A 12,913-nucleotide genomic window follows, 5' to 3' on the forward strand; every position below is an offset into this window, starting at 1 on the left:
GAAGCGAGAGACCGTACTCAAGCCGAAGCCCTCACGCTTTGGTGATGTGACGGACCTTCCGGGCAGAAACGCCCGGAATGCTGAGAGCCGCTGAGACTCTGAGCAACGGCGACCAGCATGGGCCCTCACACAGGGAGAGGGTCAATTCCGGCACAGCCGGCACCGCCCTGCCTGCCGTGAAGCTGTGCGGCCCATCCAATGGCAGGGCGGACCGTCTACCGATGACGACGACGCGTACGGGAGATCAGCGGCGGGGCGCGGTCAGGGGGAGGAGAACCTGGTCGACGATGGCGGCGACATCGTCCCCGGTCACGTGGCCCTTGTCCATCGACTCGGTCAGGATCATGCGAGGGCCGACCGACGCCACCAGCGGGGTGACGCACGCGGGGTCGGCCTCGCCTCGCGCTGCGGCGGCGCGGAGGCACCCGATGAGGATCGTCTGATTGGGAAGGATGACGCGTTCGCGCACGGTGCTGACCAGCTCCGGGGGCCGTCCACGGTCGGTCATCAGCAGGATCAGGGCCTTGCCGCGGGGTTCGTCGAGGACGCGCGCCAGGTTCCCCAGCAGGGTGCGGAGGTCTCCGCGAAGGGTGCCGGTGTCGGGCGTGGGTGGATCTCCGAAGCCCTCGACGGGGTCGGTGAGGGCCGCCAGCAGCAGTTCGGCCGGGGTTGACCAGCGCCGGTAGAGGACCGATTTGCCGGTCTGCGCGCGCCGGGCGAGCTTGTCGAAGGCCAGCGCGTCGAAGCCGTGCCGGGCCAGTTCCTCGAACGCGACGCGGTAGATCGCCCTGGTGAGGGCCGGGCCGCGTCTCCGGGTGGTCGTGCCCGCTGCGGCGGGGGGTGCCGCGCTCTGCCCTGCATGCCCGGAATCCGCCGAGGCGGCGAGACGAGTAGCCACGCTCACGGTTATAGCCGACCCGCCGGTCCGCTCGTGCGATCGCCCACCGCGCCGGGCTTGCCGGGTGCGGCCGCCGTACCCGGCACGGCGCTGCACCTGCCGCAGCGGCCGGAGCCGCGCGGGCACGACGCCCGCCGGTCCTGGACAGGCGACCTCGCGGGGGATAGGTTCGTCACCTTAGAGGACAGATCTGTCTCTTAACTGGAAGGGTCACTTGATGACGGACAAGTTCGCCCTGGTCAACGTACGTGTCTTCGACGGATGGCGGCTAACCGACCCGACCCTCGTCGTGGTCGAGAACGGGCTGATCGGGCAGGATCCGGCGGGTGCCGAGCGTGTCGACGTTCACGGCGCCGTCCTCCTCCCCGGTCTGATCGACGCCCACGTCCACGTCGACGACGCCGAGAGCCTGCACGCGCTGGCCCGGCACGGCGTGACCACCGGCCTGGACATGGCCGTCTGGCCACGGGAGACGCCGGCCGCGCTGCGCGCCCTGACGGGCACGGCCGATCTCCGGAGCGCGGGCCTCCCGGCCATCGGTCCCGGCGGTAACCACGCGCGCATGCTGGGCCTGCCGCCGGAGGCGATCGTCACCGAGCCGGACAGGGCCGACCAGTGGGTCGCGGATCGCGTCGCCGAGGGCTCGGACTACATCAAGATCGTGCTGGAGGCTCCCGGGGAAGGCGGGCCGGAGGCCGACGTCGCCCGGGCCGTCGTCGAGGCCGCCCACGCCCGGAACAGGCAGGTCGTCGCGCACGCCACGTCCGCCGGAGCGTACGCGATGGCCCTCGACGCCGGCGCCGACCACATCACCCACTGCCCGATCGGCGCCCCGGCGGACCCCGCAGACGTGACCCGCATGCTCGACCAGGGCAGGACCGCGACCCCGACACTGGTCATGATGCGCGAGATCGCCGGGTTCACCGGCCGCCCCGACGGCTTCGCCGGGAGCATGGCGACGGTCACCCGGCTGCACGCGGCCTGCGTGCCGATCCTGGCCGGAACGGACGCCCACGTCCAACCCGGCCTCCCCTTCCAGGTACGGCACGGCCTGAGCCTGCATGAGGAACTGCGGCTCCTCGTCGAGGCCGGCCTGAGCCCCGCCGAAGCCCTGCGGTCGGCCACCGTGCTGCCCGCGCATCACTTCGCCCTCCACGACCGAGGTGTCATCGCCCCCGGCAAGCGGGCCGACCTGGTCCTCCTCGACGGCGACCCGCTGGCCGACATCGGCGCGACCGCCGCCGTCCTGCGGGTGTGGTGCGCCGGCATCGAGCACGAGACGGCGCCGACCGCCACCTCCGACCTGGCCTGAGCCGAAGCCGGGAAGCCGAGAAAAGGCGACAGGTCGTAATGTGCTCCCGGCGTACGCGGTCATCATGGCCGAGCCGACGGAACACCTCGGCCGGGCCGCCACGGACCGTCGCGGCGACCGGGCTGGGTGCGTGACGCCTCGGCACCTGGCTAGACGATTCGGAAGTCGGCCATCATCGCCATGTCCTCGTGTTCGAGGTTGTGGCAGTGGAGCATGTAGCGGCCTCGGAAGCCGTCGAATCGGACCAGCACGTCCACCACCTCGTACGGGCGTACGTCGACGGTGTCCTTGAGGCCCGCGTCCGCGGCCTCCGGTCCCCTCATGCCTCTGGACAGCACCTGGAAGTGCGCCAGGTGCAGGTGCACCGGGTGGTGGAAGTCGCTGGTGAAGCGCCATACCTCGGCCGTGCCCAGCCGTGGTTCCGCCAGCGGGATGCCGGGCCGGTACGGCAGGCCGTTGATCGTCCAGCCCGCGCCCGAGGCCTGCCTCGTCCGGCGGAAGTCGAAGACGCGGGTGGTCACCGCCGCCGACCGATCGGGAGACGGGAGGTCGGAGAGTCGGCGGGGTACGCGGCTGTCGTCCCGTACCCGGGAGGTGACGCGGAACCGCATCACGGCCCTGGTCAGGCCCTCGCCCAGCGTGTTCACCATCGTGAGCTCGGTGCCAGGGGCGTACTCGGAGAAGTCCACCACCACGTCGAACCGCTCGCCCGGGACGATCGTGATCGAGGAGTGCGTGACCGGCTCGGCCAGCAGGCCCTGGTCGCTGCCGATCTGTACGAACCGGGCGCCGCCGGTCAGTTCCAGGCGGTAGCGCCGGGCGTTGGAGCCGTTGAGCAGACGCAGCCGGTACCGGGCGGTGGCCACGTCGAGCACCGGCCAGGGGGCGCCGTTGACCAGGATCACGTCGCCTTGCACGCCCTCCGCGTACGCGTCCGCGACCCCTGGGCGTACCAGCAGGCTGGGATCCAGCGACGGGTAGCGGAACGATCCGTCCTCCTCGAACGCCCGGTCGCAGATCAGCACGGGGATGTCCCGCTCGCCCTTGGGGAGCGGCAGCGCGTCGTCCTCGTCGTCCCTGACCAGCGCGAATCCGGCCAGTCCGCGCCACACCTGGGGCGCGGTGAAGTCCATCCGGTGGTCGTGGTACCACAGCGTGGCGGCCCGCTGCCGGACCGGGTAGACGTAGTCCTTCGCGCCCGAGTGGAAGCTCCACAGCGACGGGTCGTGGTGCCCGTGCATCCCGGGCGGCGGCCGGTAGCCGCGGCCCTCCGCCACCACCAGATCCGTCGGGTAGCCGTCGGAGTCGTCGGGCGTGACGCCTCCGTGCAGATGGGTCGACGTGGGTACGCTCAGCTCGTTGCGCACGCGTACGGTCGTCGCGGTGCCGCTGCGCAGCTCAAGCGTCGGCCCGGGGAAGCGGCCGTCGAAACCCCACACCTCGGTCGTCGTCCCCGGGATGATCTCCACCCGGGCCGCCCGCTGGACCAGCTCGTAGCGACCCGGTCCCACCGGCCGGGCGGCGGGAGGGATCGGCAGCGGCACCGTGAACGGGCGCGGCAACGGAACCGCGCTGGTCAGCAGCTCGCCCGTCGTCTCCGCGGGCAGCAGGACCCGTGCGGCGGCCCAGCCCGTACCCGCCAGCGCGGTGGCCGCGGCCACGCCGATGAATCCGCGCCGTGTCAGCCTCCGCCGCCGCTCCGCTTCAGCGTTCCGCGTCGTGCCGGGGGTCGTGCCGGGGGATGGCGTGCCGGGGATCGGGGTGCCGGAAGCCGTCGCGTTCGGGAACGCTGTGCCGGGGACCGCTTCGCCAGGGGTTGCCGGGGCGGAATGGGACGTGTCCGGGGCCACGTCCTGCACCGCACTCGTGTCCTGCGCGGCACCCGCAGCGCTCGGGGGCGTGCTCGGGCTCATGCAGGGCTCCTCCCGGCGGGCACCTCGGGCGTCGGGCGTTCCTCCGCGTCCTGGGCCGGACCGTCCGGACCCCGTTCGATACGGCCACAGGCCCACGTCGTCATCACGGCGGACAATCCGAAGATCAGCATGCCGAGGGGGATGTGCAGATCGAGAGTCCGGTTGAAGCCCGTGGTGTGTTGCACCCCTTCCAGTGCCGTGAGGAGCAGGCTCAGCCACAGCGGCCAGGCCGCCCCGCCACCCGGGCGCCACAGCAGGATCGCCGCCACGAACTGCAGCGTGACCACGCCCGACGCGACCTGCCCGACCACCGAGTGAACCCGCAGCAGGTCGACGTCGCCGGTGATGAACATCCCGGCGAGTACGGCTTGCGCGAGCACCATGACCAGGTGTGTCACGGTGGTGACCCGCAGGGACCAGACGATCCAGCCGGCCACCGGCGGGCGGCTCCGCGCAGCGTCCATGGGTGCCGTGCCCTTCCTACTCCCGCCGTCCCGCTTGGCCACGCCCGCCGTGCGGCGCACCTGCCAGGGGGAGAGCGCCGATAATCCCTTTCGCGGCGTACCGTATCCCCCTGACCCGCCGCCCCTTCATCCGGCTGCCGCGGTACAACGCCGAGCCCGCCATGGACGTCAAAACGCTTGGCGAGGGGGCGCTGCTCGCCTTGGCCGCGGTCGCCGGTTTCGCCTACGCCGGGATCAGCGGAACCAGGAGTACGCCCTCGGCATCCGCCTCCGCAAGATCGCGACGGGAAGGTGGCGGATGCCCTCGCCGCCTGCGGGCGGCGGCGGGCGGCCGGGCAAGGCGCGAAGCCGTGCCCGCTGACGATCTTCAGAGGGGGAGAACGCGGAATGAGAATGTCGGCGAGATCCCCTAGGGTAGAGATCCGAAACGGAGATACTCGACAAATAAGACATAACGGACATAGCGAGTTTCAGAACTTTAGAGCATTGTCTGTGTGAAACTGATTCACGCGCTAAGATGCCGCTGTTGCCGTGGATCTGACGGTGGTTCATGGGGAGGCAGGGATTGGTGGAGGCGAACGGGGCGGCGGCCCGTGCGGGGGCGGACGGCGAGGCCGCCTCCGCGGAGGCGGTGGGGCGGGTGCTCGGCACCCAGGCCGCGTCACCGCTGTCGTTCTGGGTCGGGCTCGAACCGGGGCGGGTGGTGCAGCTCGACGAGGTCGTCGTCACCCGGCGCGACGTCCCGGGGCACGGCCCTGTGCTGGTCGCCGGGGTGGTCACGGCCGTCGAGGCGCGGCACGAGGCGGCCAGCTACGACTCCGACGTGTTCCTCATCGCCGACGGCGCGCTGCCGGCCGCGGTGGTGGAGTCCGCGGAGGTGCGCGTCACCCGCGTCGAGCCGGAGGTGTTCATCCCGCCGCTGCCTGGCGCGGTCGCCTACCGGGCGCGCTCCGCCGACCGGGACCAGGCCCTGTACTTCGACGTGATGGACCGCCGGATCCCGATGGGCCTGGGGCGTGACGGCCAGCCGCTGTACCTCAACTTCGACTTCCTCGACGGCACCCGCGGGGCGCACGTGTCCATCTCCGGTGTGTCGGGCGTGGCCACCAAGACGTCGTTCGCCACCTTCCTCATCTACTCGATCTTCAACTCGGGGGTCCTGGCGACCGAGGCAGCCAACACCAAGGCGCTGATCTTCTCGGTGAAGGGCGAGGACCTGCTCTTCCTCGACCACGCCAACACGCGCATGGACGCCGCCGCCCGCGAGGCGTACGCGCGGCTCGGTCTGCCCGCCAAGCCGTTCCAGAGCGTGCACGTGTTCGCGCCGCCGCGCCCCGGCGACCCCAACGGCGTCCCGCACGTCTCCGCCCGCACCCGGGGGGTGAGCGCCTTCCACTGGACGCTCGCCGAGTTCTGCGCCGAGGAGCTGCTGCGGTTCGTGTTCGCCGACGCCGACGACGAGCGGGCGCAGTACTCCCTGCTCGTCGGCCAGGTCGCGGCCCGGCTGAGGGCGTGGGCGACGCCGGGCGGCGACGGCGGCGCGGTCACCGTCAGGGCGCCGGACGAGCCGACCGGCGTGACCTGCCGCACCTTCGCCGACCTGGTGGACCTCATCGACGCGCGGCTCGCCGACGACGCCACCCGGCAGACCTGGGCCGGCATGCAGGTGCCGGTCGGCACCGTCAACGCGTTCCTGCGGCGGCTGCGCAGCGTCGTGCGGCCGCTGTCGCCGATCGTCCGGGGGGACCTGCCGCCCGACCGGCCGCACTCGATCAGCACCTCCGACGCCCAGGTCTCCATCGTCGACCTGCACAACCTGCCGGAGCGGGCCCAGCGGTTCGTGGTCGGCGTGGTGCTGCGCGGCGAGTTCGCCCGCAAGGAGAGCGCCGGCACCGCGCGCCCGCTGCTGTTCGTCGTGCTCGACGAGCTCAACAAGTACGCCCCGCGCGACGGCGACTCCCCGATCAAGGAGATCCTCCTCGACGTGGCCGAGCGGGGCAGGTCGCTCGGCGTGATCCTGATCGGCGCGCAGCAGACGGCCTCCGAGGTGGAGCGGCGCGTCGTCGCCAACTGCGCCGTCAAGGTGGCCGGGCGGCTCGATCCGGCCGAGGCGTCCAGGCCCGAGTACGGCTGGCTGCCGTCCGTCTCCCGGGACCGGGCCACGATCGCCCGGCCGGGCACGATGTTCGTCGCCCAGCCGGAGATCCCGGTGCCGCTCGCCGTCACCTTCCCGTTCCCCGCCTGGGCCACCCGGCCCTCGGAGGCCGCGCCCGCCGCGCAACCCGCCGCCCAGCCCGGCGTCACCACGCGCAGCCTGCTCGCCGACCCGTTCAGCGGCCTGCCCGGGGCCGACGACGACATCCCCCCGTTCTGAAGGAGCCAGGATGAAGATCCTGCACACCGCCGACTGGCACGTCGGCAAGGTCCTCAAGGGCCGCTCCCGGATCGACGAACACCGCGACGTGCTGCGCGAACTGGTCGCCCTGGCACGCCAGGAGGACGTGGACGCCGTCATCGTGGCCGGGGACGTCTTCGACACCTCCGCGCCCACGCCCGAGGCGCAGGACCTGGTCATGCGTACGCTGCTGGCGCTGCGCGAGGGCGGGCGGGACGTGGTCGTGCTCGCCGGCAACCACGACAACCCACACCAGTTCGAGGTGTTCCGCCCGCTCCTCGGGAGGCTCGGCATCCACATGCTGGGCACGTTCCGCAGGCCGGACCAGGGCGGCACGCTCGCGTTCACGGCCCGATCCGGCGAGCCGGTGCGGCTGGCCGCGCTGCCGTTCCTGTCGCACCGGTACGTGGTCCGCGCCGCCGACGTGCTCGCCGGGACCCAGGCCGAGCACAACCGGGACTACGCCGACCGGATCGCCGGGCTGATCGGCGCGCTCACCGCCGGGTTCGCCGCCGACACCGTCAACCTGGTGACGACCCACGGCACCCTGCCCGGCGGGAAATTCGGCGGCGGTGAGCGGGAGGCCCAGTCCATCTTCTCCTACTACTTCGAGGCCACCGCCTTCCCGCCGTCCACCCAGTACGCGGCGCTCGGGCATCTCCACCGGCGGCAGCGGATCCCCGGGGCGTGCCCGATCTGGTACAGCGGCTCGCCCGTCGCCGTCGACTTCGGCGAGGAGGCCAACAGCCCCGGGGCGCTGCTGGTCACCGTGGAACCCGGCCGACCGGCGATCGTACGGGAGGTGACCGTGCGGTCCGCCCGCCCGCTGGCGACCGTGCGCGGCACGCTGGAGCGGCTGGAGGCCATGGCCGACGGGCTCGGCGACACGTGGCTGCGCGTGATCGTCGAGGAACGGCCCGGCCCCGGGCTCGCCGAGACCGTACGGGAGATCCTGCCGAACGCCCTGCACGTCGACATCGACGAGCGTTTCCGCCCGGTCCGGGCGCGGCCCGGCGGGAGCGGGGAAGGCAGGGCGGCCCGGGGCCCCCGGGAGCTGTTCCGCGATTTCCTCAAGGACGCCAACCGGCCCGACGGCGAGGTCGCCGCCCTGTTCGACCGGCTCTATGACGAGGTGACGAGCTGATGCGCCCCCTGCGGCTTCATCTGGAGAACTTCGGCAGCTTCCGCGAGCCGGTCACCGTCGACTTCAACGACGTGGACTACTTCGCGCTCGTCGGCCCGACCGGGGCGGGCAAGAGCACGGTCATCGACGCGATCTGCTTCGCGTTGTACGGCACCGTGCCCCGGTGGGGGCGGCAGGGCAGCGTCGCCCACGCGCTGGCGCCCTCGGCCACCTCCGGGAAGGTGGCGCTGGTCTTCGAGACCGGCGACCGCCGCCACGCCGTGGTGCGCGCGCTGCGCCGCGACGCCAAGAACGTCGTGCACACCAAGGAGGCCCGGCTCGACGAGCTGGACCCGTCGGTCCCGGCGACCGCCGATCTCGCCGAGCTGCTGGCGGCCGTGGTGCGGCCGGTCGCCGAGGGCGAGGACGTCACGGCCCAGGTGCAGCGGGTCACCGGGCTGGAGTACAGGTTCTTCACCCAGTGCGTGGTGCTTCCGCAGGGCCGGTTCGCCGAGTTCCTGCACGCCCCGCCGCGCGAGCGGCAGGACCTTCTCGTGCAACTGCTGGACGCCGACGTGTACGCGCGGATCCGGGAGCGCGCCGTACAGGAGGAGGCGGCGGCCAGGCAGCACGCGGAGTTCGCCCGCGGGCAGCTCTCCAAGATCAGCAACGCGGGCGAGGGTGACGAGCGCGCCGCCGCCGAGCGCCTCGACGCGCTGCGCGTTCTGCGGGAGAGCGTCCAAGGCGACCTCGACGCGCTGCGCTCCCGGGAGGAGTCCCGGCGGCGGCTCGCCGAGGCGCGGGAGGCGACCGCGGCGAAACTCGACGCGCTGAACGCCCTCGCCATGCCCGCCGAGGTCGAGAGCCTCGCCGAGGAGCAGCGCCGTACGGCGGAGCAGGTCACGCGGCTCACCGAGGAGGTGGCGCGGCTGGAGGACGAGGAACGCCGCGCCGACGACGAACTCGCCGCGCTGGGCGACAAGGCGGCGCTCGCCGTCACCCTGGCCGCCCTCAACGACCAGGACCAGGTCCGAGCCGACCTCGAACGGGCCGAGGCCGAACGCGAGGCGGCGGAGTCCTCCCTGACCGCCCTCGCCGCCGAGGCCGAAAACGCCGCCGAGGCCCTCGCCGCGGCCGAACGCGAACGGGACCGGCTGCGGGACGCGCACCAGGGCGCCGCGCTCGCCCACCGGCTCGTCGTCGGCGAGCCCTGCCCCACCTGCCTGCGCCCGGTCACCGACCTGCCCGAGCACGCCGAGCTTCCCGGCCTCCGTACGGCCGAACGCGAGCTCAAGGAACGCAAGTCGGACGCCGAGCAGGCGGCCGAACGGCACCGGCGGGCCGAAGCCGAAGCCCGCGACCTGGCGCGGCGGGCGCAGGACCACCGCAGGCGGCTGGCCGAGCTCGCCGCCCGAGCCGGTGACGCCGATCCCGGGGACGTCCGGCGGCGGCTGGACGCGATCGGCGACGCCGAGCGGCGGGCCGCCGAATCGCGGTGGAACACCCGGGCCGCCCGCGCCTCGTTGGGCGAGGCCGAGCGCCTCGCCGCGGAACTGCGGGCCAAGGCCGAGCAGTCCTGGCGCGACCTGGACACGGCCCGCGACACCGTCGTGGCCCTCGGCGCCCCGCCGCTGGACCGCGAGGACCTCGGCCGCGCCTGGGCCGCACTGCTGGCCTGGCGCGAGCAGGCCGCCGCGCGGGAACGGGGCACGCTGGCGGAGCAGGACGGACGGCTCGGCGAGGAGCGGCGGCTGCTGGAGGCGCAGCGGGCCGCGATCCTGCGGCGCCTGGCCGAGCACGACGTGACCGTGCCCGCCGACACCCCGCCCGACCGCATCGGGGAGAACCTCGCCGCCGCCGTCGCCGAGGCGAAGTCCCGGCTGGACGAGGTCAAGAAGAACCGCGAACGCGCCCGGGAGCTGGCGCGGGAGGCCGAGGAGAAGGAACGCCAGGCGCGGGTGGCGCACGAGCTTGAGCTGCTCCTGCGGGCCAACCAGTTCGAGCGGTGGCTGTGCGGGGAGGCCATGGAACTGCTCGTCGCCGACGCGTCCGAGACGCTGCGCGAGCTGTCCAACGGGCAGTACGAGCTGGTCACCACCAGCAAGGGCGACCTCGAGGTGATCGACTACGCCGAGGCAGGCATGCGGCGCAGCGCGCGGACGCTGTCCGGCGGCGAGACCTTCCAGGCATCCCTGGCCCTGGCCCTCGCGCTGTCCCGGCAGGTGGCCGGCCTGGCCGCCACGGCGGCCCGCACCCTCGACTCGATCTTCCTCGACGAGGGCTTCGGCACCCTCGACCCCACCACCCTGGACACCGTCGCCACCACCCTCGAACGCCTCGCCACCGGCCAGGACCGCATGGTCGGCGTCGTCACGCACGTACCCGCCCTCGCCGACCGGGTGCCGGTACGCTTCGAGATCACCCGCGACGCTCGGGGATCGCACGTGCGGAAGGTCACATCATGACGATCGCGCTTGGGCAGGTCGGCTTCACCGTTGACGCCTGGGACCCCGGCTATGCCGCCGCGCTGGCCGAGGAGGCCCTCGCCGAGCCGGGGCGGTCCACCAGCGCGGTGCTCGACCTCGACGTGGAGATCCCGGCCGCCGCCTGGCGGCCCGTCGTCCCCGCCTCGGGTGCGACGGCCCCCGCCGTGCTGCTCGTCGCCGATGGTGTGCGCCGCATCGACGCCCGGCTCTGGATCCACGACCCGGACGACGGGATGCCCTCGCCCGGCATCGCGGCGTCGTACGCGGCAGGGATCGTCCGCTGCGCGCCCGGCGGGGCCGTACCGGCGGAACTCGCCGCGATCGAGGTGCGCAGGTCGCTGTTCAGCGCGTCGCCGTACGCGTCCGATGTCACCACCGCCGCGGCGACCTACCAGGTGGAATCAGCCGCCGACGGGAGCGTGGAGGAGCTCTCCCTGGCGCTGCAGCGGCAGGTAACGCAACTCGAAATCGACTTGGCGGTGCGGTATCGCGCGGCGGCCGACGAAGCGGACCTGCTGCTCGTCGACGGGCCGCTGCGCGGTCGTACCCACCTGCCCAGGACGGTCGGATACATCAAGACGCACCACACGTCCTACCTGCCCGCCCTCCAGTCCGGCACGGTCACCGCGCTGCGTCCCGGGCAGCGGACGCCCGTCTTCCTGATGGGCACGAGCTGGCGCCGCCACGCCTGGTACCTGCGCCTGCCGGTCCGCTCCACCGCCCCCTGGGCCGGCGTCGTCCGCTGCGAGGCGGGCGCCGACCTCTCGCCGGACGAGGTCGTCACGCTCGCCGACGCGGTCACCCTCGCCCTGCCGTCGCTCGCCGGCGTTGACTACAAGGATCCGCGCGCCCCGCAGAACCTCGTGCCCATCGGCGGGCTGGAGAAGCTCCTGCGGCATCGGCTCGGCGACATCCGCCTGCTCTACCGCTCCCTGCGCGCCGCCGCCGTCGGTTGAACCCCGACGCCGTCGGGCGAGCGGCGTGAGTGGCGCCGTGTACGGCGTCGGAGGCGGCGCGGTTCGCGCCCGGCCGGGTCGCACGCCCTAGAGGGCATCGGTGCGATCCGGCGAATGCTCACCGGAGGCCGCCGTCGTGTGGGCACGAGAACGTGGCAATCACGGCGATCAATGATGCCGGGTCATGCCCTGCGGGCCGCTACCGGCTTTTCCCGGACCCCGGGGCGAGTGCCTGAGGCGTTCCGGCTCAATCCGGTCCGTCCGCCGCGGGTGGTGGGCCCGGCACCCGGACGGGCAGCGTGTCCAGGATCGCGTCGGCGAGGTCGGCGGCGGTGGGCTCGTACCGGCGGGCGAGGGTGCGGAAGACCGTCTCGGCGCGGATCGCCGGCCAGTCGGGCGGCAGGTGCTCGGCGGGCAGGTGGGGGTCGCGGCGGACGAGTTGGAGCCAGTCGCCGTACAGGAAGAGCTGCCGGGCGAGGTCGTCGGCGACGGTGGGGAGCGGGCTGGGGGTGTCCCAGCGGTCGAGGAAGGCGCGGTAGCGGTCGGCGATCTGGGCGGTGTCGAAGGCCTTGCGGACCAAATCGGCCGATTCGGTGGGCTTCAGGGCGCGGGCCTGGAGGACGGTGACGTTGTCGCCGAGGCCGAGTGCGGTGAGCATCTCCACGACGTCCTTGGTTCCGGGCGCGATCCACAGGCCGCTCTGCAGCGGGCCGAACCCGGCCCAGATGAGCTGGGAGCGCAGGTCGTGACGGGTGCTGCGTTCGCCGGCGGGCAGTGAGAAGCCGACCATCGTCCAGGTGCCGTCCCAGTCGCGGTTGACCGCGCCGGTCTCCCAGATGCGCCGGTGCCCGTCCTCCAGGACGGCGGTGGAGCGGGCGGTGAGCCCGAAGTACGTCTTGCGCCGGTGGCGGTGCCGGGCCAGCTCGGGGAACTCCTGCCGCAGCCGCCGGGAGGACACGCCTTTCAGCGAGTTGACCAGGCGGGACAGGGCGACCTTCGGCGGGAAGCGCACCAGCAGGTGGACGTGGCTGCCCTCGCCGTTGAACTCCGCCAGCTCGCACTCGAAATCAGCGCACACGTCCCGCATGATCTGCTCCATGCGCTCCAGGTGGACGCCGGCGAACACCCGATGCCGGAACTTGGTGACGAAAACCAAATGGGCGTGCAGAGCGAAAACGCAGTGTCTACCGGCTCTGATGTCTCCATGCTCGGCCATAGACCAATGCTAGGATCAGGGCGTGCGGCTCCGATACAACTTCCGCCTCTACCCGACGCCCGGTCAGCGTGCCGCGCTGGCGCGGGCGTTCGGGTGCGCGCGGGTGGTGTTCAACGACGGGCTGCGCGCACGGCGGGAAGCCCGCAACAA

Annotated in this window: 10 protein-coding genes; 6 read left to right on the top strand and 4 right to left on the bottom strand. The window is 72.8% G+C overall.

The annotated features are described in order from the left end of the window. Positions 1 to 244: 244 nt before the first annotated feature. Positions 245 to 898 (bottom strand): TetR/AcrR family transcriptional regulator, encoded by a 654-nt coding sequence (locus tag AB0K60_RS37440; RefSeq protein WP_364066521.1) that lies wholly within the window; start codon positions 896 to 898, stop codon positions 245 to 247. Positions 899 to 1,115: 217 nt separating this feature from the next. Here AB0K60_RS37440 and AB0K60_RS37445 point away from each other — a divergent pair, with 217 nt between their 5' ends. Further along, positions 1,116 to 2,210, top strand: coding sequence for an amidohydrolase family protein (locus AB0K60_RS37445; protein ID WP_364066524.1), 1,095 nt, complete (start codon positions 1,116 to 1,118; stop codon positions 2,208 to 2,210). Positions 2,211 to 2,359: 149 nt separating this feature from the next. On the opposite strand, the gene AB0K60_RS37450 is transcribed toward AB0K60_RS37445, so the two are convergent. Beyond that, positions 2,360 to 3,871: a multicopper oxidase domain-containing protein gene (locus AB0K60_RS37450; protein ID WP_364066527.1), complete on the bottom strand. Its 1,512-nt coding sequence runs from the start codon at positions 3,869 to 3,871 to the stop codon at positions 2,360 to 2,362. Positions 3,872 to 4,119: 248 nt separating this feature from the next. After that, positions 4,120 to 4,587 (bottom strand): hypothetical protein, encoded by a 468-nt coding sequence (locus AB0K60_RS37455; protein ID WP_364066530.1) that lies wholly within the window; start codon positions 4,585 to 4,587, stop codon positions 4,120 to 4,122. A gap of 550 nt (positions 4,588 to 5,137) precedes the next feature. Between AB0K60_RS37455 and AB0K60_RS37460 the strand changes: the two genes are divergently transcribed. Genes AB0K60_RS37460 through AB0K60_RS37475 form a run of 4 tightly spaced genes read left to right on the top strand, consistent with a single transcriptional unit; the run spans position 5,138 to position 11,547 of the window. Next, positions 5,138 to 6,961, top strand: coding sequence for an ATP-binding protein (locus tag AB0K60_RS37460; protein WP_364066533.1), 1,824 nt, complete (start codon positions 5,138 to 5,140; stop codon positions 6,959 to 6,961). A 10-nt stretch (positions 6,962 to 6,971) separates the two neighbouring features. Next, positions 6,972 to 8,126 (top strand): exonuclease SbcCD subunit D, encoded by a 1,155-nt coding sequence (locus AB0K60_RS37465; protein ID WP_364066536.1) that lies wholly within the window; start codon positions 6,972 to 6,974, stop codon positions 8,124 to 8,126. Continuing rightward, positions 8,126 to 10,570, top strand: coding sequence for an SMC family ATPase (locus AB0K60_RS37470; protein WP_364066539.1), 2,445 nt, complete (start codon positions 8,126 to 8,128; stop codon positions 10,568 to 10,570). Before AB0K60_RS37465 ends, AB0K60_RS37470 begins: the two co-directional genes overlap by 1 nt. Next, complete coding sequence (locus tag AB0K60_RS37475; RefSeq protein WP_364066542.1) at positions 10,567 to 11,547, top strand: hypothetical protein; 981 nt, start codon at positions 10,567 to 10,569, stop codon at positions 11,545 to 11,547. Before AB0K60_RS37470 ends, AB0K60_RS37475 begins: the two co-directional genes overlap by 4 nt. 247 nt (positions 11,548 to 11,794) lie before the next feature. Here the strand turns inward: AB0K60_RS37475 and tnpA are convergent, their stop codons facing one another. Beyond that, complete coding sequence (gene tnpA / locus AB0K60_RS37480) at positions 11,795 to 12,763, bottom strand: IS200/IS605 family transposase (protein WP_364066545.1); 969 nt, start codon at positions 12,761 to 12,763, stop codon at positions 11,795 to 11,797. 22 nt (positions 12,764 to 12,785) lie between these two features. On the opposite strand from tnpA, the gene AB0K60_RS37485 reads away from it, so the two are divergent. Further along, positions 12,786 to 12,913: helix-turn-helix domain-containing protein (locus tag AB0K60_RS37485; RefSeq protein WP_364066548.1), on the top strand; the 128-nt coding region annotated here is incomplete at its 3' end.

This window comes from Thermopolyspora sp. NPDC052614 (genome assembly GCF_040678635.1).
GTDB lineage: Bacteria > Actinomycetota > Actinomycetes > Streptosporangiales > Streptosporangiaceae > Thermopolyspora.

What these genes read in the sequence shown, in the direction of transcription:
- AB0K60_RS37445 (WP_364066524.1), top strand. Translation starts at nt 1,116, where the DNA reads ATGACGGACAAGTTCGCCCTGGTCAACGTACGTGTCTTCGACGGATGG.
- AB0K60_RS37455 (WP_364066530.1), bottom strand. Translation starts at nt 4,587, where the DNA reads ATGGACGCTGCGCGGAGCCGCCCGCCGGTGGCCGGCTGGATCGTCTGG.
- AB0K60_RS37460 (WP_364066533.1), top strand. Translation starts at nt 5,138, where the DNA reads ATGGGGAGGCAGGGATTGGTGGAGGCGAACGGGGCGGCGGCCCGTGCG.
- AB0K60_RS37465 (WP_364066536.1), top strand. Translation starts at nt 6,972, where the DNA reads ATGAAGATCCTGCACACCGCCGACTGGCACGTCGGCAAGGTCCTCAAG.
- AB0K60_RS37470 (WP_364066539.1), top strand. Translation starts at nt 8,126, where the DNA reads ATGCGCCCCCTGCGGCTTCATCTGGAGAACTTCGGCAGCTTCCGCGAG.
- AB0K60_RS37475 (WP_364066542.1), top strand. Translation starts at nt 10,567, where the DNA reads ATGACGATCGCGCTTGGGCAGGTCGGCTTCACCGTTGACGCCTGGGAC.
- tnpA (WP_364066545.1), bottom strand. Translation starts at nt 12,763, where the DNA reads ATGGCCGAGCATGGAGACATCAGAGCCGGTAGACACTGCGTTTTCGCT.